26 protein-coding genes and 1 pseudogene are annotated in these 26,547 nt (G+C 70.9%); 9 read left to right on the top strand and 18 right to left on the bottom strand.

From position 1 onward, the window contains the following. Window positions 1–26: 26 nt before the first annotated feature. Window positions 27–938 carry a YceI family protein gene (locus tag ACY0PA_RS37220; protein ID WP_473081797.1) on the bottom strand — a complete coding sequence of 304 codons (912 nt, stop codon included), beginning with the start codon at window positions 936–938 and terminating at the stop codon, window positions 27–29. A 369-nt stretch (window positions 939–1,307) separates the two neighbouring features. Between ACY0PA_RS37220 and ACY0PA_RS37215 the strand changes: the two genes are divergently transcribed. Further along, window positions 1,308–2,498 carry a hypothetical protein gene (locus ACY0PA_RS37215; protein ID WP_473081796.1) on the top strand — a complete coding sequence of 397 codons (1,191 nt, stop codon included), beginning with the start codon at window positions 1,308–1,310 and terminating at the stop codon, window positions 2,496–2,498. Further along, window positions 2,495–3,748, top strand: a complete 1,254-nt coding sequence (locus tag ACY0PA_RS37210; protein WP_473081795.1) for a hypothetical protein — start codon at window positions 2,495–2,497, stop codon at window positions 3,746–3,748. The genes ACY0PA_RS37215 and ACY0PA_RS37210 overlap by 4 nt, the downstream gene beginning before the upstream one ends. 144 nt (window positions 3,749–3,892) lie before the next feature. Here ACY0PA_RS37210 and ACY0PA_RS37205 read toward each other — a convergent pair whose 3' ends face one another. Next, complete coding sequence (locus ACY0PA_RS37205) at window positions 3,893–5,152, bottom strand: aspartate aminotransferase family protein (protein ID WP_473081794.1); 1,260 nt, start codon at window positions 5,150–5,152, stop codon at window positions 3,893–3,895. A gap of 61 nt (window positions 5,153–5,213) precedes the next feature. Here ACY0PA_RS37205 and ACY0PA_RS37200 point away from each other — a divergent pair, with 61 nt between their 5' ends. The 3 genes from ACY0PA_RS37200 (at window position 5,214) to ACY0PA_RS37190 (ending at window position 7,283) form a co-directional block, all read left to right on the top strand. Next, the gene (locus ACY0PA_RS37200; protein ID WP_473081793.1) at window positions 5,214–5,429 is read left to right on the top strand and encodes a hypothetical protein; all 216 of its coding nucleotides are present in this window, start codon (window positions 5,214–5,216) and stop codon (window positions 5,427–5,429) included. Between the two features lie 29 nt (window positions 5,430–5,458). Further along, complete coding sequence (locus ACY0PA_RS37195) at window positions 5,459–5,974, top strand: NUDIX hydrolase (RefSeq protein WP_399974621.1); 516 nt, start codon at window positions 5,459–5,461, stop codon at window positions 5,972–5,974. A gap of 235 nt (window positions 5,975–6,209) precedes the next feature. After that, window positions 6,210–7,283, top strand: a complete 1,074-nt coding sequence (locus ACY0PA_RS37190) for a mechanosensitive ion channel family protein (RefSeq protein WP_473081792.1) — start codon at window positions 6,210–6,212, stop codon at window positions 7,281–7,283. 77 nt (window positions 7,284–7,360) lie between these two features. On the opposite strand, the gene ACY0PA_RS37185 is transcribed toward ACY0PA_RS37190, so the two are convergent. From ACY0PA_RS37185 to ACY0PA_RS37175, 3 genes are all read right to left on the bottom strand, one after another. Then, the gene (locus ACY0PA_RS37185) at window positions 7,361–9,484 is read right to left on the bottom strand and encodes a PQQ-dependent sugar dehydrogenase (protein WP_473081791.1); all 2,124 of its coding nucleotides are present in this window, start codon (window positions 9,482–9,484) and stop codon (window positions 7,361–7,363) included. Window positions 9,485–9,538: 54 nt separating this feature from the next. Then, the gene (locus ACY0PA_RS37180; RefSeq protein ID WP_473081790.1) at window positions 9,539–10,612 is read right to left on the bottom strand and encodes a LamG-like jellyroll fold domain-containing protein; all 1,074 of its coding nucleotides are present in this window, start codon (window positions 10,610–10,612) and stop codon (window positions 9,539–9,541) included. Between the two features lie 207 nt (window positions 10,613–10,819). Then, the gene (locus ACY0PA_RS37175; protein ID WP_473081789.1) at window positions 10,820–11,083 is read right to left on the bottom strand and encodes a hypothetical protein; all 264 of its coding nucleotides are present in this window, start codon (window positions 11,081–11,083) and stop codon (window positions 10,820–10,822) included. A 62-nt stretch (window positions 11,084–11,145) separates the two neighbouring features. Between ACY0PA_RS37175 and ACY0PA_RS37170 the strand changes: the two are divergent. Beyond that, window positions 11,146–11,787 (top strand): annotated as a pseudogene (locus ACY0PA_RS37170) (amino acid permease); the annotation flags it as partial. Window positions 11,788–11,873: 86 nt separating this feature from the next. Here the strand turns inward: ACY0PA_RS37170 and ACY0PA_RS37165 are convergent. After that, window positions 11,874–12,536: a TetR/AcrR family transcriptional regulator gene (locus ACY0PA_RS37165; protein ID WP_473081788.1), complete on the bottom strand. Its 663-nt coding sequence runs from the start codon at window positions 12,534–12,536 to the stop codon at window positions 11,874–11,876. Between the two features lie 159 nt (window positions 12,537–12,695). On the opposite strand from ACY0PA_RS37165, the gene ACY0PA_RS37160 reads away from it, so the two are divergent. The 3 genes from ACY0PA_RS37160 (at window position 12,696) to ACY0PA_RS37150 (ending at window position 15,774) form a co-directional block, all read left to right on the top strand. Further along, on the top strand, window positions 12,696–13,901 hold the full coding sequence (locus tag ACY0PA_RS37160) for an acyl-CoA dehydrogenase family protein (protein ID WP_473081787.1): 1,206 nt from the start codon (window positions 12,696–12,698) through the stop codon (window positions 13,899–13,901). Then, window positions 13,898–14,926 carry a phosphotransferase family protein gene (locus ACY0PA_RS37155; RefSeq protein WP_473081786.1) on the top strand — a complete coding sequence of 343 codons (1,029 nt, stop codon included), beginning with the start codon at window positions 13,898–13,900 and terminating at the stop codon, window positions 14,924–14,926. The genes ACY0PA_RS37160 and ACY0PA_RS37155 overlap by 4 nt, the downstream gene beginning before the upstream one ends. 89 nt (window positions 14,927–15,015) lie before the next feature. Continuing rightward, window positions 15,016–15,774 (top strand): SDR family NAD(P)-dependent oxidoreductase, encoded by a 759-nt coding sequence (locus tag ACY0PA_RS37150; protein ID WP_473086547.1) that lies wholly within the window; start codon window positions 15,016–15,018, stop codon window positions 15,772–15,774. A 63-nt stretch (window positions 15,775–15,837) separates the two neighbouring features. Here ACY0PA_RS37150 and ACY0PA_RS37145 read toward each other — a convergent pair whose 3' ends face one another. The 12 genes from ACY0PA_RS37145 to ACY0PA_RS37090 all read right to left on the bottom strand — a co-directional run bounded on the left by ACY0PA_RS37145 (window position 15,838) and on the right by ACY0PA_RS37090 (window position 26,539). Continuing rightward, window positions 15,838–16,878: an MBL fold metallo-hydrolase gene (locus tag ACY0PA_RS37145; protein ID WP_473081785.1), complete on the bottom strand. Its 1,041-nt coding sequence runs from the start codon at window positions 16,876–16,878 to the stop codon at window positions 15,838–15,840. Between the two features lie 72 nt (window positions 16,879–16,950). Next, a complete protein-coding gene (locus ACY0PA_RS37140) occupies window positions 16,951–18,441 on the bottom strand; it encodes a class I adenylate-forming enzyme family protein (RefSeq protein WP_473081784.1) in 1,491 nt (496 codons plus the stop codon). 67 nt (window positions 18,442–18,508) lie between these two features. After that, a complete protein-coding gene (locus tag ACY0PA_RS37135) occupies window positions 18,509–18,829 on the bottom strand; it encodes an EthD family reductase (RefSeq protein ID WP_454404743.1) in 321 nt (106 codons plus the stop codon). Between the two features lie 45 nt (window positions 18,830–18,874). Beyond that, window positions 18,875–19,273: a hypothetical protein gene (locus tag ACY0PA_RS37130; protein ID WP_473081783.1), complete on the bottom strand. Its 399-nt coding sequence runs from the start codon at window positions 19,271–19,273 to the stop codon at window positions 18,875–18,877. A gap of 24 nt (window positions 19,274–19,297) precedes the next feature. Next, window positions 19,298–19,657 carry a nuclear transport factor 2 family protein gene (locus ACY0PA_RS37125; protein WP_473081782.1) on the bottom strand — a complete coding sequence of 120 codons (360 nt, stop codon included), beginning with the start codon at window positions 19,655–19,657 and terminating at the stop codon, window positions 19,298–19,300. Window positions 19,658–19,712: 55 nt separating this feature from the next. Next, window positions 19,713–20,903, bottom strand: a complete 1,191-nt coding sequence (locus ACY0PA_RS37120; protein WP_473081781.1) for an ABC transporter substrate-binding protein — start codon at window positions 20,901–20,903, stop codon at window positions 19,713–19,715. Between the two features lie 174 nt (window positions 20,904–21,077). Beyond that, window positions 21,078–21,698 carry a TetR/AcrR family transcriptional regulator gene (locus ACY0PA_RS37115; protein WP_473081780.1) on the bottom strand — a complete coding sequence of 207 codons (621 nt, stop codon included), beginning with the start codon at window positions 21,696–21,698 and terminating at the stop codon, window positions 21,078–21,080. A 78-nt stretch (window positions 21,699–21,776) separates the two neighbouring features. After that, complete coding sequence (locus ACY0PA_RS37110) at window positions 21,777–22,925, bottom strand: acetyl-CoA C-acetyltransferase (RefSeq protein WP_473081779.1); 1,149 nt, start codon at window positions 22,923–22,925, stop codon at window positions 21,777–21,779. A gap of 29 nt (window positions 22,926–22,954) precedes the next feature. Further along, on the bottom strand, window positions 22,955–23,761 hold the full coding sequence (locus ACY0PA_RS37105) for an enoyl-CoA hydratase-related protein (protein WP_473081778.1): 807 nt from the start codon (window positions 23,759–23,761) through the stop codon (window positions 22,955–22,957). After that, window positions 23,758–24,528: an SDR family NAD(P)-dependent oxidoreductase gene (locus ACY0PA_RS37100; RefSeq protein ID WP_473081777.1), complete on the bottom strand. Its 771-nt coding sequence runs from the start codon at window positions 24,526–24,528 to the stop codon at window positions 23,758–23,760. The genes ACY0PA_RS37105 and ACY0PA_RS37100 overlap by 4 nt, the downstream gene beginning before the upstream one ends. After that, entirely contained in the window at window positions 24,525–25,301 is a 777-nt protein-coding gene (locus ACY0PA_RS37095; protein WP_473081776.1) for an SDR family oxidoreductase, read from the bottom strand. The genes ACY0PA_RS37100 and ACY0PA_RS37095 overlap by 4 nt, the downstream gene beginning before the upstream one ends. Beyond that, window positions 25,298–26,539, bottom strand: a complete 1,242-nt coding sequence (locus ACY0PA_RS37090) for an acyl-CoA dehydrogenase family protein (protein ID WP_473081775.1) — start codon at window positions 26,537–26,539, stop codon at window positions 25,298–25,300. Before ACY0PA_RS37090 ends, ACY0PA_RS37095 begins: the two co-directional genes overlap by 4 nt. Window positions 26,540–26,547 lie beyond the last annotated feature (8 nt).

Raw genomic sequence — 26,547 nt, 5'->3', positions numbered from 1 at the left:
CTGAGCCTTAAGCACAGATCAGGCGACTACTCCGGCGGCGTCGGCGTGTCGTGGCTGTGGTACATCGCCTGGATGTCGAGCTCCAGTTTCACCGTGGGTCCGACCACCGCGATGCCCCGGGCCAGCATGCTCCGCCAGTCGAGCGTGTAGTCCTCCCGGTGGAGTTCGGCCGTGGCGAGGGCCGCGCAGCGCAGCTCCTCCGCGTAACCGCCGTTGACCATGCCGAGATAGCCGGTGTCCAGCTCCACCGTGCGGCTGACGCCGTGCATGGTGAGGGCGCCCTGGATCGTCCACTTGGTGCCGCCGCGGTACAGGAAGCGGTCGGACGAGAAGTGGATGTACGGGTAACGCTCGACATCGAGGAAGTCGGCCGAACGCAGGTGGTTGTCCCGGGTCTTGTTGCCCGTCGTGATGCTCGCCGCGTCGATCTGCACCTCGACCCGCGAGTCAGCCATGTCGTTCGCGACCTGGATGCCGCCGTCGAAGCGGGTGAACCGGCCGTGGACGTGGGCCATACCGACGTGCTTGGCGATGAACCGGATCGCGGTGTGCGGCGGGTCGAAGAGCCAGGTGCCGGGCTGCGGCAGCTCCGGCGGGCGCCCCATGTGCAGCTGCACCGAGGTCAGCGGGAGCGTCTCACCGGCGACGACGTCGACGGTCTGCTGGTGGGGCTGGAGGCCGTCGGCCGCGATCATGACGCCGTACCGGCCGGGCGGCAGCGTGAGGAAGACGAGGCCGTACGGGTCGCTGGTCGCCTTGGCCACGACGCGGCCGTTGGCGACTCGCGTCACGGTGATGTCCGCCCCCGACATCGGCTGCCCCATGGGGTCGGCCACCTCGCAGTGGAAGGCGCCGGCGCCGTGCGGCACGGGGTGCACCAGTCCTGCCCCGCGCGGGTCCCGTCCGGACCGGCTCCTCCTGAACAGCGCGAGGGGCATGCAGATCACCTTTCCGACTCGGCCGCAGAACCTCCGCAGCGGGCTCGCACATACGATCCCATGTCTGCGATCTCCGCTGATCAAGGGCGCTAAGGGTTACCGGCGGCAACCGCGTGGTGAATGCATGGGAACCCGACATTCCGCCGCCGGAGCGCGTCAGATTCCACACCTCCCTCACCTTTCACCCACCCCTCGACCACGCCCCCGTCCCTTCTGATTCCGTTGCCTGACGGGTCAGGACGGGCCAGGGAGGGCCAGGACGGACAAGGTCGAACCACTGGGACGCAGCGCCACTTCCGCGCCATATGTCTGCCGATTACGGGTCAACCGTTGACTCGCTCGATCGCGCTCTGACAGATTCTCGACGCCATGAATGCGACAGAGCCCGACCTCTCCGCCAGGTGGAAACGGTTCGCCGAAGCACACTGGGGCAGGGAGCCCGCCGCGGTGCCGTTCGCCACGGGCCTCGGGCCGGAGCAGGTGTACGGGGCCGTCGCCGCCTCCTGCGCACCGCCCGCCGAGGACGCGGCCGGCGTCCGCTTCGCCACCGCGACGCAGGGCCGATTGCGCGACGCGGGCGCCCTGCTGCCCGGCCCGGACGACCCTGACCCGGACGCGTACCGGAATCGAATAGCCCGTCAACTCACCGAATTTGGCTGGTTGTTGAGCGTGCGCCAGCCGCTGTGGCGCGATTTCGGGCTCTGGGCACGTGTCCGCGAACTCGTCTCCGGGCTGTGGCGGGCGGTGGGCTGGCCCACTCTGCCGGTGACGGCCGAACTCGCCCTCGGAGAGCACTGCACCGGCCCCGACGCCCCCGCCCCGCGCCCCGGATCGTTCGCGCTCACTTGGGTACTCGCCGGGACCATGACGGTCAGGCTCTGGCCCGAGCACACCGGCACCGAGTACCAACTCGCTGCTGGAGCAGGGGACTTGGTGTACTGGCCCGTCGGCTGCCGTCACCTCGATCACTACCTCGACCGCTGCACAACGTTACGGATCGTCGTCCCCGCGCGCCGCGCCGCCGTCCTCACCCACGTACGGGGTCTCCTCGCGGACCGGATGCAGGAGGACCGCGTCTACGCAGGCGCCCCCGGCGTCCTGCCGTTCCCTCCCCCGGCGGACCCCGACGGGGAGATCGGCGCGGCGGAGCCGGTCGCCGCCGCCGCGCGGCTGTTCGCCGGGCTGGCCGCCGGCCCGGGACCGGCCAGGGAGTTGCGCGTGGCGTGGGCGGCCCGCAGATCGGCGGCGGGGCTCGAACCGGTGCCTCCGCCACGACCGGCCGTACCCCTGGATCCCGGTCTGCGCGTACGGGCCTCGGCCGAGCTCTTCCGCATACCGGACGGACCCGGACGCGCCGTGTGGGCCGCGAACGGGCACACCCTGGCGGTCGAGGGGGCCGGAGCCGAACGGGTCAGGCAACGGTTGTGGTCCGAAAGAGCTCTCACCATAGGGGAGTTGGGGCGCGGCTCGCGGATGCGCGCGAAGGCACTGATCCCGCTCCTGTCCGACCTGCATCGCATTCGCGCCATCGAGCTGGTGGACGGAGACGGGGCGGAATGAGGGAGGATCCCCGCGCTGCCGGGCCAGCAAGCCGCGCTGCCGCCCCTGTCGAGCAGGGGCAGCAGGGGCAGCTCGACCGACTCGCCCGGCTCGACTGGCAGGTCTTCGGCGAGCGGTACTGGGACCGGCAACCCGTGCTGTTCAAGTCGGTCGTCCCCGCCCCCTTCGACGCCCACGAGGTGTTCGAGACCGCCGTTGCCGCAGCGCACCGAGGCGGGCCGTTCGGCGTGCCGCCCTACGCGGGGTTCGCGGTCGGCGGCGAGCCCCAGACCGACCCCGGCGATTTCCTGCCGCAGCCCAGGGACGGCTCGTTCGCGGGTTACCACCAGCGGCTCGTCCGGCAGCTCTCCGGCGAGCTGTACTCCCTGTCCCTTCAGGCGTTTCACGCGTTCCACCATCCGCTGTGGGCACGCGAGCGCGCCTTCTTCGCCGGTCTGTGGGCGCGGGTGGGGCAGCCCGTGCCGAGCGCGTTCACGACGCTGGTCCACGGCACGTACGAGCAGCCGCTCGCCGAGGCGCTTCCCGGGCAGCGCGTCGCGACGTTCCTGTACGTGCTGGGCGGGCGGGAGCGGATGCGGTTCGGTGCGGCGGACCGGAGCGGGTCGTTCACCGTCGAGGCCGATCCGGGCGACCTGCTGTACTGGCCGTCGCACCTCTCCCCCGTCGCAGAGCCCTACGCCGGGTGGGCGTCGACCGGCGTGCGCGTGAGCGTCGTTCGGGAGGGGCGGGATGCGGCGTCCGAGCTGTACGACCTGCTGCATGACGTGACGCCCGAGACGCTGCTCACGCCGGACCCGGATCCCGCGGGCGCCGCGCCGCCCGGCGAGGAGGGCCTGCTCGTGCCTGACGCCGAGGCGGGGTCGGAGCTGCCCGCACCCCTGGAGCGTGCCCTCGCGCACTTCCGTTCGGCGGGCGCGCGCGGGCCGCTGGAGGAGCGCGTCGCCCGGCAGTCCCTGCGGCACTGGACGGCCGGGGGTTTCCGGCCCGTGCCGTCGCCGGCGCCGCGCGGCAGGTTCGGCGACGACGACGTCGTGCGCGCCACGGAGCGCGTGCTGTGGACCGAGGCCGCCGGCCGGCGCCTGTTCTCCGCGTGCGGCCATGTGGCGGCCACGGAGCTGCCGGCCGCCGACCTGTCCGCCGTACTGCGGGTCCTCAACTCCGGAGATGCGCTGACTCTCCGTGAACTCACGCCCGCAGCAAAGCGGTTGCTGGCGGAGCTGACGGCGTTCCGCGCGCTGGAACGCCTCTGAGGACCCGCCGGTCCGTCACTGCCCCGAAGGTGCGGCCCCCGGCCGCGTCCTGGAGACGGCCGCCGAGGAGGAGCTGCTCGGGGACGTCCTCGACGACTTGGGGCGTGGGGTGGGTCGTGGTCATGCCTGCTCCTCCGTCGCTGGTCAGCGGGTTGCCGTCGCGGTCTCCACGGCCGCGGCCCAGGCCCGCAGGCCGTCGTCGATCTGCCCCTCGTCGACGATGAGCGCGGGGATCATCCGCACGACGTTGCCCCAGGGGCCGCAGAGCAGGAGCAGCAGCCCTTCGTCGACGGCGGCCTGCTGGGCGCGTACGGCCGTGGCCGCGTCGGGTTCGCCGTCGGGGGTGGTGAACTCGCTGGCGAGCATCAGGCCGAGGCCCCGTACGTCGCCGATCGCCTCGGTCTTCGCGGCGATGTCCTCCAGGCCGGAGCGCAGGCGGGCGCCCATGGCGGCCGCGTTGGCGACGAGGCCTTCCTCCTCGACGACCTCGAGGGTGGCGACCGCGGCGGCGCAGGCGACGGCGTTGCCGCCGTAGGTGCCGCCCTGCGAGCCGGGCCGCGCCTTGTGCATCAGCGCCTCGGGGGCGGCGATCCCGGAGAGCGGGAAGCCGCTCGCGAGGCCCTTGGCGGTGATGAGGATGTCGGGGCGTACGCCGAAGTGGTCGTGGCCCCAGAAGCGTCCGGTGCGGCCGACGCCGGTCTGTACCTCGTCGAGGACGAGCAGGATGCCGTGGCGGTCGGCGCGCTCCCTGAGCCCTTGCAGGAAGGCGGAGTTGGCGGGGACGTAGCCGCCTTCGCCGAGGACGGGTTCGACCAGGATCGCCGCGGTGTCGTCCGGGTCCGAGACGGTCTGGAGGAGGTGGTCGAACTCGCGCAGCGCGAACCGCGTCGCGGTCTCCTCGTCCCAGCCGTAGTGGTAGGTGTTCGGGAAGGGCGTGATGGCGACGCCCGCCATCAGGGGTCCGAAGCCGGTACGGATCTTCGTTCCGGACGTGGTGAGGGAGGCGGCGGCGACGGTGCGGCCGTGGAAGCCGCCGTGCGCGACGACGATGTTGGGCCGGCCGGTGGCCTGCCGGGCGAGCCGCATGGCCGCTTCGACGGCCTCGCTGCCGGAGTTGGCGAAGAAGAGGCTGTCGAGTCCTTCGGGCAGCACGGATCCCAGCTTCTCGACGAGGCGCTGAAGGGGCCGGTGCAGGACGGTCGTGTACTGGCCGTGGATGAGAGTGGCCACCTGCTCCTGGGCGGCGGCGACCACGCGCGGGTGGCAGTGGCCGGTACTGGTGACGCCGATCCCGGCGGTGAAGTCCAGATAGCGGCGGCCGTCGGTGCCGTAGAGATGGACGCCTTCCCCACGTTCGGCGACGACGGGGGTGGCCTGGCGCAGATGCTCGGACAGTCGCGTCATGCCTCCACCCTCGACGCTGAGCCGAAAGGACGTCAATGGGCCATCTGTGCCGATCCGCCCCATGGGTGCCACGGGTCACCCGGGTGGCGAGTCGTCCCGTGCGCCCTTCGAACTGCCCTACGGCGTCGACCTGGACGCCCTGATGCTGCACTCGTTCCTGTACGGGAGCGACGGCGGGACGAGCGTGACGGACGGCGAATCCGGGCTGCGTTGCCTGCGGATCGTCACCGCGGCGTACCGGTCCGCGGCCGAGGGGAGGGCAGTGCTGGTGCGGTGACGTCCGGCCGCGTCTGCCATCGTGGTCGTATGAGCGAACTGGTGGACCGCGTGGACGAACAGGACCGCGTACTCGGCACGGTGGACCGGGGCGCGGCCATCCGCGAGGGGTGGCTGCACCGCGTGGCGACGGTCGTGTGCCGCGACCCGGCGGGGCGGATCCTCGTGCATCGCCGGGCGCCGCACGTCTCGCGGTTCCCTGGGCGGTACAACTGGCTGATCGGCGGGGGTGTCGACGCGGGCGAGTCGTACGAGGCCGCGGCGGCCCGCGAGCTGTCGGAGGAACTCGGGGTCACGGCGCCGGTCCGCTTCGTCTTCAAGTACCTGTGCCGCGGGGAGATCAGCCCGTACTGGCTCGGGGTGCACGAGGTCACCGTCGACGGGCCGGTCGCGCCGCTCCCCTCCGAGATCGTCTGGCACGACTGGCTCACCGAGGCCGGCCTGACGAACGCGATGCGTCAGTACCCGTTCGTGTCGGACTCCCTTGAGGCGCACGCGCGGTACGTCGCGCTGGGCCGCGAGAACGGGCCGGGGACGGCGCGCTGACGGGTGGCGGCGCGTGGCCCCCTAGGGTCTTTCGCCGGGCGTCTGCCCCGTTGACGCAGGTGAGCGTCATCCCCCGCGCGCGTGCACCTCGACGCGTGCGGCAGGATGTCCCGGCGCGTCGGTGCAGGCGCGGCAGCACCACTTACGGACAAGCAGGTAGCAAGGTGACGACTCATCACATACGGCCGCTCCCGGCGGCGTACGACGACCTCGGTCACGGCGCCGGAGGCCGCCGGTGAACCGCGCGATGACGCCCGACGATCTGATCGTGGCCGGGATCGCGGTCGCCGCGGGGCTCACGGCCGGGCTGCTCCTGCGCATGATGCTGCGCTGGCTGGGCGTGCGGGCCGACCGGACGCGCTGGGGCGGCGACGACGTCATCGTGGACGCGCTGCGCTCCCTCGTGCCGTGGGCGGCGGTCGCCGCCGGTGTCGCTGTGGCCGCCTCCGCGCTGCCGCTCACTACCCGGACCCGGCACAACGTCACCGTGACGCTGACGGCGCTGCTGATCCTCGTCGCCACGTTCACAGCGGGCCGGGTGATCTCCGGGCTCGTACGGTCGGTGGCGCAGTCGCGGTCGGCGGTCGCCGGGTCGGCCACCATCTTCGTGAACATCACGCGGGTCGTGGTGCTCGCGGTGGGCTTCCTCGTGGTCCTGCAGACCCTGGGCATCTCCATCGCCCCGCTCCTGACCGCCCTCGGCGTCGGCGGTCTCGCGGTGGCGCTCGCGCTTCAGGACACCCTCGCGAACCTCTTCGCGGGCGTGCACATCCTGGCCTCCAAGACCGTGCAGCCCGGCGACTACATCCGGCTGAGCAGCGGCGAGGAGGGATACGTGGTCGACATCAACTGGCGGAACACCGTGGTGCGCCAGCTGTCCAACAACCTGGTCATCATCCCGAACGCCAAGCTCGCCTCCACCAACATGACCAACTACAGCCGCCCGGAACAGCAGATGACCCTGCTCGTCCAGGTCGGCGTCGGCTACGACAGCGACCTGGAGCATGTCGAGCGGGTCACGGCCGAGGTCGTCGAGAGCGTCATGGTCGACATCACCGGCGCCGTCCCCGACCATGAACCGGCCATCCGCTTCCACACGTTCGGCGACTCCAGGATCAGTTTCACGGTCATCCTGGGCGTCGGCGAGTTCAGCGATCAGTACCGGATCAAGCACGAGTTCATCAAGCGCCTGCACGCCCGGTACCGAGACGAGGGCATCCGGATACCGGCGCCCACGCGGACGGTGGCACTCCAGCAGGGCGCGGTGGCCATCCCGTACCAGCGCGAGGCCGCACCGCCGATTCCGTAACGACGGAACAGCCAGGGGGAGTCGGTCCGTCCGGACAGCGGACCGGCTCCCCCACACGTGCTTCCGGCCTCCCGGGGTCAGTCGCGCGCGACCGTCCCCGTGACCTTCAGGTTCCGGATCCGGCCGTTGTTGTCGAACGAGCCGAAGCCCACACGGCCCGAGGAGAACACCGGGTCCGTGCCCGTGATCAGCGGCGTGCGGCTGCCGTCCATGTAGACGGCCGTCTCGCCGGTGTCCGCGCAGTGCGTGAGGCGGACCTTGTGCCAGGCGGCGTCCTTGATGGCCGGGGGCGCGCCGTAGGTACCGTTCCACTGGTCGTCGATGCGGAGCCGGTCCGCGTTGTTGACGGTGAACAGGCCGTTGTGCGGGTAGATGCTGTTGTCGCTGGACAGGTGCGCGTACTGGAACTGGGTGTCGGAGTTGTGGTCCCAGACGACGATGACGTCCCGGTTGGTGATGTCGACCGGGGTGTCGATGCGTACCTCGGCCTCGATCGTCACGTTCGAGTAGCGCGGGCCCGCGGTGAGGACGGCGTACTCGAAGGGGCGGCGCGGGCCGGGGCGGGAGACGCCCGGCTCGGTGAGGACCGTCTCACGCTGGGTGAACTCCCACTTGGCGGGGGTGACCGGGGCCCAGTTGTCCGCGCCGGTGGTGTGCGTGGTCGGGGTGTTGCCCACCTCGCAGTCGGCGAAGGTGCGGGTGCCGGTGACCTTCCAGACCTTGCCGTTCGCCTTGGAGACGATGTACAGGTCACCTGCGAGGTCGGTGCCGAAGCGCAGGTCGACGCGCTGGTCCCCGGCGAGGTCGCGCATGGTGACCTTCTTGCCGGTGGCCTGGTCGAACAGCATCAGCGACTTGAGGGGCGCGAGACCGGCGCCGCGGCGCATGTCGTGCGTGTCGGCGGCCAGGATCCGTCCGTCGACGAGGTCCCCGAAGATGTACGTGCCGCGCAGCTCGGGCGCGTCCTTGCCGCGGTACACGAAGCCTCCGGCGATCGCGCGGCCCACGTCGGAGCGGCAGTTCCAGTCGGCTCCGGGGTCGTGGTCGTACGCGGCGACGGGGTACGTGTAGCCGTACTTGGCGTCGTCGACGGGCAAGGGCTGGATGCGGGTGCACGGGTCGGTGGTCTGCTTGTCGAAGAGGAACGGGCCCTCGCGTTCGCTCCAGCCGAAGTTGTCTCCGGCCTTCACCTCGTAGACCGACTCGATGGCGTGCTCGCCGATGTGGCCGAGGTACATGCGGTGGCTGCCGCCGGTGTCCCAGCTGAAGCGGTGCGGGTCGCGCATGCCGACGGCGTAGATCTCGCCGAGGGCGCCGGGCGTCGAGACGAACGGATTGCCGGCCGGGATGCCGTACTTGCCGTTGGCGCTGTTGCGGCCCGCCGGGTCGATGCGCAGGAGCTTGCCGTGCGGGAGCCCCATGTTCTGCGGTTCGCTGTTGCCGACGCCCTGGCCGCCGTCGCCGACGGCGAGGTAGAGCAGCCCGTAGTCCTGGTCGTGGGGCTTGGCGGTCGGGTTGAAGTCGATCTGCTGGATGCCGTGCACCTGGCCGGTGAAGCCGATGCGCAGGACCTCGCGGTGGGTGCCTTGGAAGACGGCGGCCTTCGGGTCGTCGGCAGTCCACTCGGTGATGACACCGTGGTAGGTGGTGGTGCCCGCCTGCTTGAAGTCGGGGGCCTGCGTGACCTGCGAGGCGAGCTCGGTGTGGATGGTGTAGAAGCGGCCGTTCTTCGCGAACTGCGGGTGGAACGCGGCGTATCCGAAGCCCTGGCCGAGGCCGCGGCCCGAGAAGAAGTTCGGGAAGGCGCCCTTGACGTCGAGATACGGGTGCGGGGTGCCGCCCGTGTCCTTGCCGGCGGTTCCGGGGTCGGTGAGGTAGAGCGTCCCGTTGAGGTCCGGGGTCGCCATCCGGCCCGAACCGTCCGGGAGTTCATTGATGGTGTTGATCCTGGCGTGGCGCATCAGACGCGGGTCCGTGGGGGCCGGGACCGGCTCCGACTTCGGGAACTGGGCGTACTCGGTGAGGACCAGGCCGGTCCTGGACTGGGCGGGCTTCTCCGGGATCGGGTCGCTGAGGCCCGCGGTCGCGGCGGTGGGAGCGGGCTCGTCGGCGTGCGAGGGCGCGGCGAGCCCGCCGAGCGCCAGGGTGGCGGTGACGGCGAAGGCCGCCCAGAGTCTTGGGTTCTTGCGTCGTGCTGCCATGCGGGTCCCTTCGGATGGCGAGTACGGCTGGGTGGAAGTGGGCGAATACCGGTGTCAGTGGCCCCGCGTCATGCGGCGGTACTCGGCGCCTACCTGACCTGCCGTCACTTCACGGTCCAGGAAAAGGAGATCGTCCATGCGGCAGTCGCAGGCGTTGTTCTCGCGGGTGTTCTGCGGGAAGCTGCCGCCGATCTTGATGCCGCGCGGGTCGGTCGGTGAGGCGCGGTGCGGCGCCGGTGTGGTGGTGAGCTCCCAGGGGTCGCCCGGCGTGACGTAGAAGCCGTCGAGGGGCTTGCCGTCGCGGTACAGGGCCATCGTGCCGTCGCGGAAGTCGAAGGTGGCGGCCAGATGGACCCACTCGCCGCGGGGCAGGAGCTGCTGCCAGTCGGCGGAGGCGGCGAAGGTCTGGGAGGCGCCGCTGTCGAGGCGGCGGCCGAGCGCGACGAGCTTCAACTCGCCGTTGACCTGGATGAGTTCGAGCAGCGCGCGTACGGCGTGCCCGTCGCTGGTGCCGGAGAGCACCCCGGCGAGTCCGATCGCTCCGTAGCGGTCGGTGGGGTTGGCGGTGTTGGAGTTGAGGGTGGGGTTGTCGCCCGTCATCTTGAACCAGCCCATGACGGTGGCGGCCTTGGCGCTGTTGAAGGCGCCGAGGGAGCCGACCCCGCTCTCGTCCCAAGTACCCGCTTTCCAGTCGTCGTTGCCGGCAGTGGCCGGGTTCTGCTGGCGCACCTGGAGGGCGGGCGAGCTGCCCGGGTAGGCCTCGTCGGCGACGCGCATCGCGGAGCCGCCGTTGATGAGCGTGAGCGGGGTGCGGGAGCGTCCGATGTCCCGCTCCTTCGCGGGATCGGCGGGATCGGGGTGCCCGAAGTCGTAGGCGGCCACTGCGCGGGAGCGCAACGAGCCATGCCCCGCAGGGCCGTTGGCCTGCGCGGGGACCCCGGTGGCGGGGCCGCTCGCCTGCGCGGGAAGCGCTGCGGCGGCGAGGACGGCGACCGAGGCGAGGGCCACCGCGGCGAGTGCGGTGCGTCGTGTGCCTCTGGCGGACCGGGTGCGCCGGGCGCGTGGTTCGAGCCCGTCGCGGACGGCGGTCCGGGCGATCGCGGTACGTCTGGTGCGGGGCAGTCTCATACGGCCTCCGAACGGCAACGAAGGGGCTGCCGACCGGAATTCCCCCGACCGGCAGAAAGCGCTTTCGTCACGTGCGGGCACCATGTAACTCCCTCGCCGCAACCCTGACAATGGGCGTGTCCGCGCCATTTTTCGACGGCACACCACTGGGCAGACGGGGCGGGCCGGTGTACGGCGGAGAGGGCGCGCGTCAGCAAAGGGCGCGCATCACTCCGTGGACGCTCCGAAGACTCCGGTCCCGGGCCCGCCGCCCACCGCGATCCGGACCGGCTCGCCCATGGCGTCGACCTTGGCCGCCCAGTAGCCCGCCACATGCAGGGTTCGATTGGGGAGCGCGCCGCGCGGCACGTACTGACGGTGAAGTCTGCGGCCGTCCTGCGTGACCACGAGGACGGGCCGCACCAGCACCTCCGCCGTCCGCAGGACGAAGCGGTCCACCGGCACCTGCGGAGCCACCCGGTTGGGCGCCACCCAGCGCAGGGGCGCCGCGACCTCGATCGCGGGTCCGCCCGGCGCCGGGCCCGCACCCTTCAGGCGCGCAGGACAGCGCCACCGGGGTGCCGCCGGCGCAGATCATGATCGACGCCCTCGGCACGTCCGGCGCCACGGCGCTGCTCCTGATCGTGATCGTGGCCCAGCTGTTCTGCGGCAACGCCGAGGTGGCGGCGACCAGCCGCATGGTGTTCGCGTTCAGCCGGGACAACGCGCTGCCGGGCTCGGCGCTGTGGCGCAAGGTGAGCTCCCGCACCCGCACGCCCGTTCCCGCGGTATGGCTGTCGGCGGGCCTGGCCGCCGTGATCGCGCTGCCGTCCCTGTACTCCTCGACGGCGTACGGAGCGGTCACGGCCATCAACGTCATCGGAATCACGCCCGCGTACGCGATCCCGATCCTGCTGCGCCTGCGAGCGGGCGACCGTTTCGCCCCAGGACCCTGGAACCTGGGCCGCTGGAGCAGACCGGTCGGCTGGACCGCGGTGACGTGGGTGGCCTTCGTGACGATCCTGTTCTGCCTGCCGCAGGCGTCACCGGTGACGGTCGACTCGATGAACTACGCGTCGGCGGCCCTGGCCGTCGTGCTGATCCTGGCGACGGTGTGGTGGTACGCGGCACGCGGCTCGTACGGCACCCCGTCGACAGCACACCACCACGAGGATGCCCCCGCCACCGGCTCCTGAACACGCGCCAGGGGTCACCGGACTCCGGTGACCCCTGGGGGCGCGGGACGGGTCCCTGTCGCGCGCCGAGGTTCCGGGCGTGCGCGCTAGTTGCCGCCGTCCGGCGCCCTCGGCCCGCCCACACCCACGATGCGCAGCGCGATGTCTCCATACTGGTACGCGAGTTGGTCGACAGTGAACTCGCCTCCTTCGCGGAACCAGCTCGCGACGCCGATGCCCATGTCGAGGATCGAGTACGAGGCGATCCTGGCCGACTGCACGCGGAAGGCGCCCTCGGCCACACCTCGCTCGATCAGTTCGCGGAAGCGGCGTTCGTAGTCGCTGCGGCCGGCAAGGACGCGGTCCTGGTCGGGCTGTTCGAGGCTGCCGATCTCGCGGTTGCCGACGAAGGCCTCCAGGCGGTGGCGCGCGTGGTAGCGGATGTGCGCCTCGACGGAGCGGCGCAGTTGTTCCCGTACGTCGTCGGCGCCCGCGACGGCCGCCGCGTTGTCGGCGATGAGCTGCTCCATCGTGCCGGTCATGATCTCGGCGAGCAGTTCCTGCTTGGACACGACGTGTTTGTAGAGGCTCGGCCCGCGGATGCCGATGGCGGCGCCGATGTCGGTCATGGTCGTGGACCGGTAGCCCTGCGCGGCGAATAGCGTCAGCGCGGCCTCGCGGATTCCCGCCCGGCGGTCGGCCGCGAGGGCGCCTTCCGGGTGCTGTGGCCGGTGTGGACGCTCGTAGGCCTCGCGTGGCGATCCACTCACCTGAACTCCCTTGCAGTCGACGGTAAAGCTATCGGAGATTAGCTGAGAGCGGCGCCCACTCGGCGCCCATCGGAGGCAACTATAGCCCGACCCCTTGACATTGAATTCAGTTCAGTCATCTCATGGCTAATGGTCAGTAGCCAAGATCAGGGGTGAGAAGTGTCCATCAGCTTCGAGATCGACGAGCGGGTCGCCGGCATCGCGCGGCGCACCACGGACTTCGTCCGCGACGTGGTGATACCCGAGGAGCAGGCGTGCGGCGGCGGTGATGTGCACGCGGGTCCCGAGCCACTGCGGCGGCGGCTGCAGGAGGCGGCGCGGGCGGCGGGGGTGTTCGCCCCGCACGTCAGCGAGGAGTTCGGCGGGCTCGGGCTCGATCTGCGCGGGCAGGCCGTCGTGTTCGAGGCGGCCGGGCAGTCGCTGCTCGGTCCGCTCGCGCTGAACTGCGCCGCCCCCGACGAGGGCAACATGCATCTCCTCGAAGTGGTGGCCACCGAGGAGCAGAAGGACCGGTATCTGCGGCCCCTCGCCTCCGGGGAGGTGCGGTCCTGCTTCGCGATGACCGAGCCGGCGCCCGGGGCCGGGTCCGATCCGCGCGCGCTGGCCACCACCGCTGCACGGACGGACGGCGGCTGGCGGATCGACGGCCGCAAGTGGTTCATCAGCGGTGCCGACGGCGCCGCGTTCGCCATCTGCATGGCCCGTACCAGCGGCGCTCCGGGCGACGCGGGCGGCGCGACGATGTTCCTCGTCGACGCCGACACCCCGGGTCTGAAAGTCGTCCGGAACATCGACACGCTGGACCACGGCCTCTTCGGCGGGCACAGCGAGGTCGTCTTCGACGGCGTCGAGGTGCCGGACAGCGCCGTGCTCGGCGCGGTGGACGAGGGCTTCCGGTACGCGCAGGTGCGCCTCGGTCCCGCCCGCATGACGCACTGCATGCGCTGGCTCGGGGTGGCGCGCCGGGCTCAGGACATCGCCCTGGAGCGGGCGGCGGAGCGCTCGGCCTTCGGCGGGCGCCTTGCCGAACTGGGCATGGTGCAGCAGATGCTGGCCGACTCCGAGATCGACATCGAGACGAGCCGGGCGGTCCTGTGGCGGACCTGCTGGGAGCTGGACCAGGGCCGCACGGCCGCCCAGCACACGTCGATCGCCAAGACCTACGCCTCCGAGGCGGTCAACCGCGTCGTCGACCGCGCCGTCCAGGTGTGCGGAGCGCTCGGCATCTCGGGCGACGCCCCGCTGTCGCGCCTGTACCGGGAAGTGCGTCCGTTCCGCATCTACGACGGCCCGTCCGAGACCCACCGCTGGGCGATCGCCAAGCGGGCGGTACGGGCGGCGACGGAGCGGAGGGACGCCCGATGAGCCCGGCACAGGCCGCGGTCGTCGGCGTGGACGTGGCCGCCCTGCAGCCCTACTTCGAACGCCATGTCCCGGAGTGCACAGGCGAGTTGAGCCTGAAGCTGCTGCACGGAGGGCGCTCCAATCTCACGTACGAGGTGACCGACAGGACGCACCGATGGGTGCTACGCCGTCCGCCCTTGGGAGTCCTGACGCCGACAGCGCACGACATGGACCGCGAGTACCGGGTCGTCGCCGCACTGGGCGGAACCGCGGTGCCGGTAGCCCGCGCGGTGCTGTCGTGCACGGACCCTGAGGTCATCGGCGCGCCCTTCTGCGTCGTGGACTTCGTCGACGGCACGGTGCTGCGCGACGGCACCGAGGCCGTCGCCCTGCCGCCCGCCGAGGCCCGCCGCGCGGCGGACGCGCTCGTCGACGCTCTGGTGGAGCTGCACGCGGTGGACGCCACCGCGGCCGGGCTCGGCGACTTCGGCCGGCCCGAGGGCTATCTGGAACGCCAGGTGCGCCGGTGGCACGGCCAGTGGGACAAGGTCGCCACGCGGGAACTGCCCGACCTCGACGCCCTGCACGACCGACTCGCGCGCTCACTCCCGGCGAGCGGCGCCCCCACGGTCGTACACGGCGACTACCGCCTGGACAACACGATCCTCACGCCCGGCGACCCCGGACGGATCGCGGCGATCGTCGACTGGGAGATGGCCACACTCGGCGACCCGCTCGCCGACCTCGGGATGCTCCTCATGTACTGGGACCCGGACTGCGAACCGGTCCTCGGCGCACACCACGTTCCCACCGCCAACCCCGGCTTCCCCACCGGCCGCGAACTGGCCGAACGGTACGCCGAGTCGTCCGGCCGGGACATCACCTCCGTCGCCTGGTACCAGGCGCTCGGCTGCTTCAAGCTCGCCGTGATCGCGGAGGGCATCCACGCCCGCTATCTCGCGGGACAGACCGTCGGCACGGGTTTCGAGCACGTCGGCGCGGCGGTGCCCGCGCTGCTGCGCTCAGGAAGGGAACTGCTGCCTTGACCGCGGTCCAGCGCACCACTGACCAGCACAGCGATGTCCAGCACACCACTGACCAGCGCGCAGATGTCCAGCACACCAAGGGAGCACGAGTGTCGAACCGCCTGTCCGGAGAGGTCTGTCTGATCACCGGCGCCACGGGTGGCATCGGTACCGCAGTGGCGCACCGCCTCGCCGTCGAGGGCGCCGCGGTGGCGGTGACGGACGTGGACGCGGGCCGCTGCGAGGAGCTGGCCAAGGAGTTGACGGCGGGCGGAGCGCGGGCGCTCGGTCTCGCCCTCGACGTCACTGACGAAGAGGCGTGGCGCGGCGCCGTCGAGCGGGTGACCGACGAGCTGGGCGGCCTGTCCGTGCTCGTCAACAACGCAGGGATCGCCGAGATGCGAACCGTGGAGACGGAGACCCAGGAGTCCTGGGAGCAGGTCATCGCGGTCACCCAGACCGGTGTCTGGCTCGGCATGAAGCACGGCGGGCCCGCCATCGAGCGGACCGGCGGCGGCTCAGTCGTGAACATCGCGTCGATCTTCGGGACGGTCGGCGGCTTCGGCAGCCAGTTCTCGTACCACGCGGCGAAGGGTGCGGTCCGGTTGATGACGAAGAACGCCGCGCTGCACTGGGCGACGCGCGGGGTGCGCGTGAACTCGATCCACCCCGGGTTCATCGAGACGCCGCGCTCCCGCGAGCTGTGGCGGGGCACGCCCAGGCACACGGCGATGGTGGAGGGTACGCCGATGGGCCGGCTCGGCAGTCCCGAGGAGGTCTGCGGGGCGGTGGCGTTCCTGGCCTCGGACGACGCGAGTTTCGTCACCGGTTCCGAGCTGTACGTGGACGGCGGCTGGACGGCCCGCTAGCACCAACACCTCTGGGGGGCGAGGCAGTTGCCGCGCCCCCCAGAGGTTGGAAGAACTGCTGTGTCAGTTCACGCGCGTGTACTGATTGACATCGCCGACGCGCGCCACGGAGATCCGTCCCCGCAGCACCAGGACGTCCAGATGGGCCGCGGTCTCGTTGATCGCGAGCATCTGGTTGAAGTCATTGAGTTCGCCGAACGGCACCTCCCTGCGCGTCCAGCCGAGCTTGTGGGCGACCTCGTGCGCGTCTAGCGTCGCGTCGCCGAGCGCCTTCAGGCTCTGCGCGAGGCGGTTGTCGTGGTGGGTGAGCAGTTCGGCGACGCGGGTGTGCGCGCTGTCGGCAACGGGTCCGTGCGCGGGCAGCAGCTGCGTGTCGGCGTACCGGGTCATCAGGTGCAGCGAGTCCAGGTAGTCGGCGAGGGGTTTGCCGCCCGGCTCGGTGAGTTCGAAGCCGATGGACGGCGTGATGTGGGGCAGAACATGGTCGCCGGAGAACAGGAGGCCGCGATGTTCGTCCAGGAAGACCACGTGTCCCTGGGTGTGTCCGGGGGTCGGCACGACCCGCAGCTCCCCCGCGCCGAAGCTGATGGTCTCGGCGCCCAGCCACCGGTCGGGGGCTTCCCAGACGGCGGGGTCGTAGCCGCCGTGGTCCAACTGCTCGATCCGGTCAGCGAGTTCGGCGGCCCCCGCTTCGCGCAATGTCCGCAGCGAACCGGCGGGCGAGTCGCTGCGCAGCCGGTCGAGCATCTCAAGGCCGGGCCGCTCCCCCGCCCCCAGATAGACGCGCGAGCCGAGGAGGCGGCGCAGTTCCACGGCGTTCGTGTAGTGGTCGCGGTGGATGTGGGTGACGAGGATGTGGCTGATGTCGGAGAGATCGCGGCCGATGGCGGCCGTGGCCTCCTCAAGTGCCTTGCGGGCCTCGGGGATCGCCCAGCCGCCGTCGATCATGACGATGCCGTCGTCCTCGGCCAGGTTCTCCAGCAGATAGACGTTGACGGCGTGGAGTCCGTCGTTGGGCAGCGGCAGGGGAACGCGGTGCACGCCGGGCCGTACCGTCTGGACTCCGGCCGCGGCCCATGGACCCTGGTCGAACCGCGCTGTCATGGTGCTCTCCCTCGCTCTGGCTGGTGTACCGCTGTGGATCAGGCGGGCATGGGGACGAGCGCCCGCCACTGTTCAGGCGTCGGCGCCGCGAAGGCGCTGCGCAAGCCGCCCGGCCGCCGACCGGTCGAGCTTGCCGACCTTGGTCTGGGGCAACTCCTCGACGGCGTAGATGAATTCGGGCCACTTGGTCTTGGCGAGTCCGAGGCTCTCCAGGTGTCCGGTGACCTCCCCGAGGTCCATGCCGGCGCCGTCCTCGGTGACGACGAGCAGCGCGACGCGTTCGCCGAGCACCTCGTCGGGCACCGCCGCCACACAGGCCCTGGACACACGCGGATATCCGGCGACGGCCCGTTCGATCTCGGTGATGTCGATGTTGCGGCCGCCGCGGATGATGATGTCCTTCTCGCGGCCCATGATGGTGACGGTGCCGTCCTCGTGGGGCATCAGGAGGTCGCCGGTGGGGAAGTAGCCGTCCTCGGTCAGCGCCGGCGGTTCGACCCTGCCCGCACGGGCGTACCCGAGGAAGAGGGACGGGCCGCGCACCTGCGCCCGGCCGGTCACCTCCGGCCCGGCCACGGCCCCGTCGGGGGTGAGGGCGCGCAGGTCCGTGCCGGGGAAGGGGCGGCCGTCCCGGCCGAGCCGGATCTCCCCGGGCTCGTCGGGCCGGGGCGAGGTGTGCCCGAGGCACTCGGACATCCCGAAGACCCTCAGGATCTTCGTGCCGAGGGACTGCTCGGCCCGTGCCAGCGCGCCGCGGTCCATCGGCCCGCCGCCGACGGTGATGGCGCGCACTCCGGAGAGGATGCCGGAGCCCGCGGCCTCGGCTCCCATCTGCAGCGCCATCGTCGGTACGCACATGGTCCAGCGGACGTCGTTCTCGGCCATCCGCCGCAGCGCGAGAGCCCGGTCCCACTTGGCGGTGAGAACGAGCGGGCCGCCCAGGACCAGGGAGAGATGAACACCGAAGCAGTACGCGGCCGTCGACGACAGCGGCACGATCGCGGCCACCGCGTCGCCAGGCCGCAGCCCGTTGATCCTGACGGTGCTCTCGGCCGCGTAGGTCAGTGCCTCCTCGGACTGCACGACGCCCTTGGGCCGCCCGGTCGAACCGGAGGTGAGCCCGATCAGGACACCGCCCGACCAGCGTGACGCGTCGGGCCGTCCACCGGAGCGCTGCACTCTCCAGCCGTCGAGCACCGTGTCGCCGGCGCCCGGCATCAGTTCGGCCACCGCCCAGTCGGCCCTCGCCGAGGGCTCGGCGACGACGGCGTCCGGCCGGATGTCCTCGAAGGCCGCCGCGAACTCGGCCGGCGTCGTGTGCCGGTTGACCAGCGCGAGGACGCCGCCGCTCAGGCCCACCGCGAGAGCGCCGGCCACGGTGCGCCAAGAGTTGTCGGCCTGGAGCATGACCGTGCCTCCCGCCCCGTCGGCGGACATCGCGTCGCTGAGCCGGTCCGCCTCGGCGAGCAACTCACGTGCCGTGTGGCTGCCTTCGTCATCGACGACGGCCAAGAAGTCGGCCTGCTCGGCCCTCTGTCGGAACTCCCGCACTACCTGTCGCATCCCGCTTCCTCGCTACGCTGTGCCGAACCCGGTGTCGAACGTTGCTGTGCGCAAGGCCGGTGGGGCCTCAGCCGGTGAACAACTCCTTCTCGAAACCCATCACCGCGATGCGCCGGCCCTTCATGTCCCCGACCTGCGCGACGGCGTCCGCCCACTCGGGGCTGGCGAGGGCCTTCTTCACGTCCTCCGGGGAGTCGAATCCGAGGACGGACATCCCGTCCCAGCCCTCGGAGCGCTTCTCCAGCGCCTGGTCGATGTCGGTGTGCCGCCAGGAGCGCAGACCGGGCAACTTGTACGTCAGCTCCGCGTGGTCGCCGCGCCACCAATCGATGAACTGCTCGTGCGTCCACTCCGGGGGCTTCGCTGCCAGCAGGACGAGGTTGTACATGACGCTCCTTCGTACAAGGCCGGTGAAATCGGAAACGGGTTGTGCCTACGCGAAACGGATCTGCGAGGACCGGCCGATCAGCAGCCGCTCCAGCCGGCCGTCCGCGTTCACCCGACCGGCGGCGACGAAGCTCGCCTCGGGAACCTCCCCGCGCCGCACCTCTCCGAGGAACAGCTCGTCCTGGCCGAGGGTGGTCGCGGAGAGCCGGTGGTGGGTGCGCGTACCCCGCTCCCGCTGCTGCAGATAGCCGACCAGGGCGGCGCGGTCGCCCGCGAAGTCCGTGGCGTTGCCGTCGCCGGTGGAGAACAGGATGGACAGGGAGAAGTCGTCGCTGATCAGATCGAGAATCCGGTTGGGCTCGTCGCTGTCGAGGATCTCGAACCAGGCGGTGAGGAAGGGGGCGGGGGCCGCGGTGGTCCCGGCGGCCGTGAAGGTCTCGGTCATGTGCGCTTCCCTTTGCCTTGCTGTCTATTCCGGCAGGTCGATGAGGTCGTACGTGGTGGTGAAGTACGACTGGTAGCGGGCCATGTGCCCGTCGGGCGTGACCACGGCAGCCGACAGGAAGGAACCCACTGCCTTCCCGGACTCGATCACCATCCCGTACACGGTCTCCAGATCGCCGTCACAGCTGTGCCGGAGAATCTTGTGCACCCGTTCGACGGCGTTGCGGCCCGCGATGTAGGCGGCGAAGTCGTCCTTGGACCGTCCCGTCTCCTCGCGGCCCGGCAAGGCGATGAGAAAGCGGAATTCCGGTACGAGGAGTTCGAGCGCCCGCGCGGGGTCGTCACTGTCCATACGTGCCATGTAGGTGGGCAAGACGCTGGTCATGGTGTCCTTTCACAGGGATGAGAGGTGTGGGCAACTCGCTCCGCGCGGGCGGCGGTCAGTCCCGGGTGGGCGGGGTGAAGAAGTCGCCCTGCGACTCCCAGCGGCCGTTCCTGACGACGACCTTCTGCAGGTCGCGTGTGCCGAGGTGCCGATCGGCGCCGTAGTTGAGGACCGGGCCCACGCCCGTGTCGACGTGGCGTGCGGTGCGGTAGGCCCGTGTCAGTGACTCGCTCGTCACGGGCCCGTCGATGGTCTTGGCGATCTCGACGAAGGCCTTGGCCGCTTCCCAGCCCCACAGGGTGATGAAGTCGGCGGGCTGCCCCCGCTCATACTTCTGCATCGCCGTACGGAACTCCTTGATGGCCGGGTCGTCGTCGTTCGGCGACTTGACCAGCTGGAGCGCCTTGAGGCCTTCGGTCGCCCTGCCCCCCAGCGTCAGCGTGGCCTGTGCCGCGACGGGTGCGTAGCCGTACACGGGGGCGGTGACCCCCTGCAGCCTCGCCTCCTTGAGGTAGGAGGCGGTCTCCGCGGCGGTCAGGATCAGCACGACGGCGTCGGGCTTCGCGGCCTTGACCTTGCTGATCACCGGGCTGTAGTCGGTGGTCTGGTACTTCACCGAGAGCCGCTTCACCCGGACCGACGGATCGGTCTTACGGGCGGCAGGGCCTATCACCTTGGCCACGTTCACGAACGCCGCCGGGTCACTGTGCACGACGAGTACCTTTTTCGCCCCGTCCCGCGTCACCCAGTCCCCGAGCGCGGCCGCCTGGTCCTCGTACAGCGTCTGCAGACCGAACAGCCCGTCACGGGCCGGCTCGTACCAGGAGGCATCGCCGCCCAGTGTGTTGAGGACCGGCACCTTCTTCTGCTCGAGCACGAAGGGGAAGGTGGCCTGGGTCTGGGAGGTGCCGTTGGTCGCGACGATCGCCACGACCCCGTCCTGGTCCACGAGCCGGCGGGCGATCTGGACGGTCTGCTGCGGATCGTTGGCGTTGTCCTTGACGACCCAGTCGATGGTGCGCCCGTTGATCCCGCCGCGTGCGTTGACCGACTTGAAGTATGCGTCGGCGCCCGCCCGTTCGGGGATTCCGAACGAGGCCAGGGCGCCCGTGAGCGGGTACCAGGCGCCTATTTTGATGACCTTGTCGTCCCCTGCCGAGGGGCTCTTGGTGCCGCAGGCGTTCGCCGCAAGGGCGAGCATGGCGGCGAGTGCGGCGATGAACGTGCGTGTCGCGCGTCGTCGCATGACCCCTCCTCAAAAAAACTCAACCTGAGTTCAGTTCAAATTGATTTTAATGCTGGGGAAACACCCCTGGCAATGGTCTGTCACCGCTGTCACGGGGCCGGGCACGAAAAGATCCCCTGACGGGAGACCCGTCAGGGGATCGGTCACTGGATGTGTGCGCGGCGGATCGATCCGTCAGGAGGCGATCATCCGCACGCAGGCACCCTCGATCAACTCGCCGATCTCCGACAGCGGCGTCGGCCCGGACGGCCGGTACCACCGCCACACGCTGACGATCAGGCCGAGCACGCTCGCCCCGAGCAACTGGGCGTCCCGCAGCGGGAAGGCACCCTGGGACATCCCCCGCACCAGCAGGCTGGTCCAGTCCCGCTCGACGACCTGGACGAGCTGGCGGGCTGCGATCCGCTCGGCCTCCTCCCGCTTGGACTTGCGGGCCCCGGACAGCAGATCCATGTGGTTCTGCAGGATGCGCATCTGCAGAATCTCGTGCTCCGAGACGTCGTACGCGGCACGGACGCCGGCGCGCAGCGCCTCCACGGGGTCGTCCGCGCTCTCGGTCGCCTCGACGAACCGGTCGTGGGAGCGCTGCAGCTCGAGCCGCATGATGGTGAGCAGGCAGTGAGTCTTCGACTCGAAGTAGTGGTAGAGCGCGGTCTGGCCGATGCCGACCCGCTCCGCCACGGTCGACCACTTCGTGGCCTCGAAGCCCGTCTCGCCGAAACAGTCCACGGCCGCCGCGAGGATGGCCGCGCGCTTGGACCGCGGTCCCGCCTCCGGTTCAAGGATCCTGGTCATGACTCTCTCTCCTGGCCGTCACTCAGCGTGTCCGTACCGAGAGTAAACCCAAGTTGAACTCAGTTGCCAACCGAATGCCTAGATGCGTTCGATGACGGTCGCGTTGGCCATGCCGCCGCCCTCGCACATCGTCTGCAGACCATAGCGGCCGCCAGTCCTGCGCAGCTGATGGACGAGTGTGGTCATGAGCCGGGCGCCGGTGGCCCCGAGCGGATGGCCGAGGGCGATCGCCCCGCCGAAGGCGTTGATCCGCTCGTGGGCCGCGCCGAGTTCCTTCTGCCAGGCGAGGACCACGGAGGCGAAGGCCTCGTTGATCTCGACCAGGTCGATCCGGTCCATCGCAAGGCCCGCCTTGTCCAGGACCTTCTCGGTGGCGGGGATCGGGCCGGTCAGCATGTGGATCGGGTCGGATCCGACCACGGCCATGCTGTGTACCCGTGCGAGCGGCGTCAGGCCGTGGCGCCGTACGGCCTCCTCGGAGGCGATCAGCAGGGCGGCGGCACCGTCGGAGATCTGGCTGGAGACGGCCGCGGTGAGCCGGCCGTCCTCGGTCAGGGTCTTCAGGCCCGCCATCTTTTCCAGCGTGGTGTCGGCGCGCGGGCCCTCGTCCGCGGTGAGCCCGAAGGCCGGGGTGATCTCGTCGTCGAAGTCCCCGGCCGCCTGCGAGGCCAGTGCCCGCTGATGGCTGTGGAGCGCGAACTGCTCCATGTCGTCGCGGGAGATCCCCCACTTCTCGGCTATGAGCTCGGCCCCACGGAACTGCGACACCTCCTGCTCGCCGAAGTGCTCGCGCCAGCCGTTGCCCGCGTACGGGCTGCCCATCCCGGCCTGTTCACCGACGAACATCGGACTGGCGATGGGCACGAGGCTCATGACTTCCACCCCGCCCGCGACCACCAGGTCGGCGGCGCCGGAGCCGACCGCCTGGGCGGCGAAGTGCACAGCCTGCTGGGAGGAACCGCACTGGCGGTCGATGGTGGTGCCGGGGACGTGCTGCGGCAGCCCCGCCGACAGCCAAGCGGTTCGTGCGACGTTTCCGGTCTGGGCGCCGATCTGGCCGACGCAGCCGAAGTACACGTCGTCGACCGCGCCCGGGTCGACGCCGGTCCTCTCCAGGAGGGCGCGCAGCACATGGGCGCCGAGGTCGGCGGGGTGGACGCCGCTGAGCGCGCCCTTGCGGCGGCCGACGGGGGTACGGACAGCTCCGACGATGAAGGCTTGCGACATGGTGGGCTCCATGGATTGGGGGGACGGGATCAGGTTCCGGAGGTCAGGGACGGGGCGCGGGCGAAGTCCGGCGCCCGCTTGCCGAGGAAGGCGGCGACTCCCTCACGGCCCTCGTCCGAGGCGGCCGCGGCGGCGAGCGCACCGGCCTCGCGGTCCAGATGAGGGCCGAGGTCCGAGGTCAGCCCGGCGGCGACGAGCCGGCGAGTGGCACCGAACGCGGCGGTGGGTCCGCGGCGCAGGGCCTCGGCGGTGCGCGCCGCCTCCTCGGCCAGCAGATCGGCGGCCACGGTGCGGCTGACGAGCCCGATCTCCTCGGCTTCGCCTGCCGGTATCCGGCGGTTCGTCAGCAGCAGGTCGAGCGCCTGCTTGGGCCCGACGAGGCGCGGCAGGAACCAGCTGACCCCGGCGTCCGGCGAGTACCCGATGCCTGTGTACGCGGCGGTGAACGATGCGTTGTCCGCGGCGAGCGTCACATCCGCGGCGGCGGCAAGCCCGATGCCCGCGCCCGCGACGGCGCCCTGTACGGCGGCCACCATGGGCGCGTCGAGCCGGGCGAAGATCCGCAGCGCCTCGTGCAGCGCGTCCGTCACCGCGATGAGGTGCTCCTCCAGCGCCGCGCCGTCGAGCCGCGCGAACTCCCGGAGATCGCCGCCGACGCAGAAGGACCTGCCCTCCCCCGTGAGCAACACGGCCCGTACGTCGGCCCGTTCACAAGCCGTGGCCGCGTCGAGCAGTCCCCGGGCCGTCGCCAGGCCGATGGCGTTGCCCGCGTCGCCGCGCCGGAGAGTGACGCGGGCCAGCCCGTCGTCCCGGATGTCGATGCCGACGCTGCTCATCGTGCCGTCCATCCGCCGTCGACGGTCAGGACCTGCCCGGTGCAGTACGTGGAGGCGTCCGAGGCGAGGAAGAGCAGCGCCCCGTCGAGTTCCTGCGCCTCCCCGCCGCGCCGCAGCATCGTCCCCCGCTCGACCCACCGCCGCGAGCGCTCGTCGCCGAAGAGCTCGGCGGTCATCTCGGTACGGAACCAGCCGGGCGCAAGGGCGTTGACACGCGTCCCGGACCGCCCCCACTGGCCGGCCAGCTCGCGGGTCAGGCCGATCAGTCCGGCCTTGGACGCGGAGTAGCTCGCGCCGCCGAGCGGGGCGCCGGAGACGAGTCCGAGGACGGACGAGACGTTGATGATGCTCTTGCCCGCGGCACCGGGTGCCTCGGCTGTGAGCCGGGCCAGATGGAAGGGCGCCGTGAGGTTCACCCCCAGAACATCCGCGAAGGCGTCCGCCGACTCGTCCTCGGCGCGCGTCTCCCCCGACGTGGCCGCGTTGTTGACCAGGATGTCGAGATGCCCGGTGGCGTTCAGCGCCGTCTCGGCCAGCCGCGTACGGTCGGCCTCCATGGACACGTCGCAGGCGACGGGATGGATACGTGCGTCGCTGTCCGCGAGTTCCTTGAGCCGGTCGATCCGGCGGGCGGCGGCGAACACCGTGGCGCCGGCCTGCGCGAGGACGGTGGCGAAGCGTGCGCCGAGCCCGGCGGAGGCGCCGGTGACGATCGCCGTCCGGCCTGCGAGCGAGAAGAGTTCCACGGCGGACGACGGGACGCTCACTCGTCCACCCCGATCGGAAGAGCGGTTGCGCCACCGTCCAGAACAAGAGTCTGCCCGGTCATCCAGGACGACGCGTCGGAGGCGAGGAACAGCGCCGCGTTCGCCACGTCCTCGACCGTGCCGAGGCGGCGCATGGGCAGCCTGGCGGTGAGGACGGGCTCGCGCACCTCCCACACGGCCCGCGCCAGTTCGGTCTTGATCAACCCGGGGGCGATGGCGTTCACCCGTGCCCGCGGCCCGAGTTCGTAGGCGAGCTGCCGCGTCATGTGGAGCATGGCGGCCTTGGTGGCGTTGTAGTAGCCGATGTGAGGGTCGACGACGAGCCCGCCGACGGAGGCGATGTTGATCACCGCTCCCCCGTGCTCGGCGATCCAGGCGCGCCACGCGGCCCGGGTCCAGGCGATCATGCCGTACTGGTTGACGCGTACGGTCTTCTCCGCGCGCGGCAGGTCCAGGTCGAGCAGGTCTCCGTTGTACGGGTTGGTCGCGGCGTTGTTGACGAGGATGTCGAGCCGGCCGAAGCGGGTCATGGTCTCGTCGACGCAGGCCTCGGCCTGGTCGGGCTCGCCCGCGTTGGCGACGACGGTGTGGACGTCACCGTCGCCCTTGACGCGCAGCAGCTCCTCGCGGGCCTCGGCGAGTCCGGCGGCCTTGCGGGCGGCGATCACGACGTGCGCGCCGGCCGTGCGGTAGGCGGTGGCGATGCCGAGGCCGATGCCGCGCGATCCGCCGGTGATGACGGCGACCTTACCGTCGAGGATGTCGGTGCTCACGCCGCTCCTGCCTTCGTGTCGGTGTTCTTGCCGGGCTTCTGGTACTTGGCGAGTTCCTGCCGTGCGACGGTCCGCAGATGTACTTCGTCGGGGCCGTCGGCGATGCGCAGCGCCCGGGTGATGGCGTACAGCCGGGCGAGCACGGTGTCGTCGCTGACGCCGGCGGCGCCGTGCGCCTGGACGGCGCGGTCGACGACCTTGTGGGCGACCTCAAGGGCCGCCACCTTGATCGCGGCGACTTCCATGCGGGCTGCGGCGTTGCCGACGGTGTCCATCAGCCAGGCAGACTTGAGGACGAGGAGCCGCAGTTGCTCGATCTCGATACGGCTGCGGGCGATCCACTCCCGCACGACACCCCGCTCGGCGAGCGGCCCGCCGAAGGCGACGCGTTCGCTGGTCCGCTCACACATCAGCTGGAGCGCCCGCTCGGCGAAACCGACCGCCCGCATCGCGTAGTGCATACGACCCGGCCCGAGCCGCCCCTGCGCGAGCGCGAACCCTTCCCCCTCCCCGCCGAGGATGTGGTCCACCGGTACACGGACGTCCTCGAAGAGCACCTCGCCGTGTCCGCACCGGTCCGTGTACCCGAACATCGGCAGGTCGCGTACGACGGTGACGCCCGGGGTGTGACGCGGGATGAGCACCATGCTCTGCTGCCGGTAAGTGGGCGCGTCGGGGTCGGTCTTGCCCATCAGGATGATGAGCTCGCAGTCGGGGTCGAGGATCCCGGAGGTGTACCACTTGCGGCCGTTGACGACGTAGTGGTCGCCGTCACGGGTGATGCGCGTTCGGATGTTGCGCGCGTCGGAGCTGGCCACCTCGGGCTCGGTCATGGCGAAGCAGGAGCGGATCTCCGCCTCCAGCAACGGCTTGAGCCAGCGCTCCTGCTGCTCGGGCGTGCCGTAGAGCGCGAGGAGTTCCATGTTGCCGGTGTCGGGCGCCGAGCAGTTGAACACCTCGGGGCCCATGATGGAGCGGCCGGCCAGCTCCATGAGGGGGGCGTATTCGAGGTTGGTGAGTCCGGCGCCCCAGTGGCCGTGCGCCATGAAGAGGTTCCACAGGCCTTCGGCGCGGGCCTTCTCCTTCAGCTCGGTCATCACCGGCGGCAGCGCGTGCGGGTCGCCGGCTTCGGCGAGCTGCCGGTCGTGGACGGCTTCGGCCGGGAGGACGTGTTCGTTCATGAACGACCGCATGCGGTCCTGGAGTTCACTCGCGCGGGGCGAGAATCCGAAATCCACGAGGGCTC

The sequence above is a fragment of the Streptomyces sp. DS1-CR2 genome (genome assembly GCF_055760475.1).
Note: the sequence above shows the minus strand (reverse complement) of the source record. Positions and strands in the feature narration are given on the sequence as shown.

Coding starts and splice junctions, on each gene's coding strand:
- ACY0PA_RS37220 (WP_473081797.1), bottom strand. CDS start 938: ATGCCCCTCGCGCTGTTCAGGAGGAGCCGGTCCGGACGGGACCCGCGC.
- ACY0PA_RS37215 (WP_473081796.1), top strand. CDS start 1,308: ATGAATGCGACAGAGCCCGACCTCTCCGCCAGGTGGAAACGGTTCGCC.
- ACY0PA_RS37210 (WP_473081795.1), top strand. CDS start 2,495: ATGAGGGAGGATCCCCGCGCTGCCGGGCCAGCAAGCCGCGCTGCCGCC.
- ACY0PA_RS37205 (WP_473081794.1), bottom strand. CDS start 5,152: ATGACGCGACTGTCCGAGCATCTGCGCCAGGCCACCCCCGTCGTCGCC.
- ACY0PA_RS37200 (WP_473081793.1), top strand. CDS start 5,214: ATGGGTGCCACGGGTCACCCGGGTGGCGAGTCGTCCCGTGCGCCCTTC.
- ACY0PA_RS37195 (WP_399974621.1), top strand. CDS start 5,459: ATGAGCGAACTGGTGGACCGCGTGGACGAACAGGACCGCGTACTCGGC.
- ACY0PA_RS37185 (WP_473081791.1), bottom strand. CDS start 9,484: ATGGCAGCACGACGCAAGAACCCAAGACTCTGGGCGGCCTTCGCCGTC.
- ACY0PA_RS37180 (WP_473081790.1), bottom strand. CDS start 10,612: ATGAGACTGCCCCGCACCAGACGTACCGCGATCGCCCGGACCGCCGTC.
- ACY0PA_RS37155 (WP_473081786.1), top strand. CDS start 13,898: ATGAGCCCGGCACAGGCCGCGGTCGTCGGCGTGGACGTGGCCGCCCTG.
- ACY0PA_RS37145 (WP_473081785.1), bottom strand. CDS start 16,878: ATGACAGCGCGGTTCGACCAGGGTCCATGGGCCGCGGCCGGAGTCCAG.
- ACY0PA_RS37140 (WP_473081784.1), bottom strand. CDS start 18,441: ATGCGACAGGTAGTGCGGGAGTTCCGACAGAGGGCCGAGCAGGCCGAC.
- ACY0PA_RS37135 (WP_454404743.1), bottom strand. CDS start 18,829: ATGTACAACCTCGTCCTGCTGGCAGCGAAGCCCCCGGAGTGGACGCAC.
- ACY0PA_RS37130 (WP_473081783.1), bottom strand. CDS start 19,273: ATGACCGAGACCTTCACGGCCGCCGGGACCACCGCGGCCCCCGCCCCC.
- ACY0PA_RS37125 (WP_473081782.1), bottom strand. CDS start 19,657: ATGACCAGCGTCTTGCCCACCTACATGGCACGTATGGACAGTGACGAC.
- ACY0PA_RS37120 (WP_473081781.1), bottom strand. CDS start 20,903: ATGCGACGACGCGCGACACGCACGTTCATCGCCGCACTCGCCGCCATG.
- ACY0PA_RS37115 (WP_473081780.1), bottom strand. CDS start 21,698: ATGACCAGGATCCTTGAACCGGAGGCGGGACCGCGGTCCAAGCGCGCG.
- ACY0PA_RS37110 (WP_473081779.1), bottom strand. CDS start 22,925: ATGTCGCAAGCCTTCATCGTCGGAGCTGTCCGTACCCCCGTCGGCCGC.
- ACY0PA_RS37105 (WP_473081778.1), bottom strand. CDS start 23,761: ATGAGCAGCGTCGGCATCGACATCCGGGACGACGGGCTGGCCCGCGTC.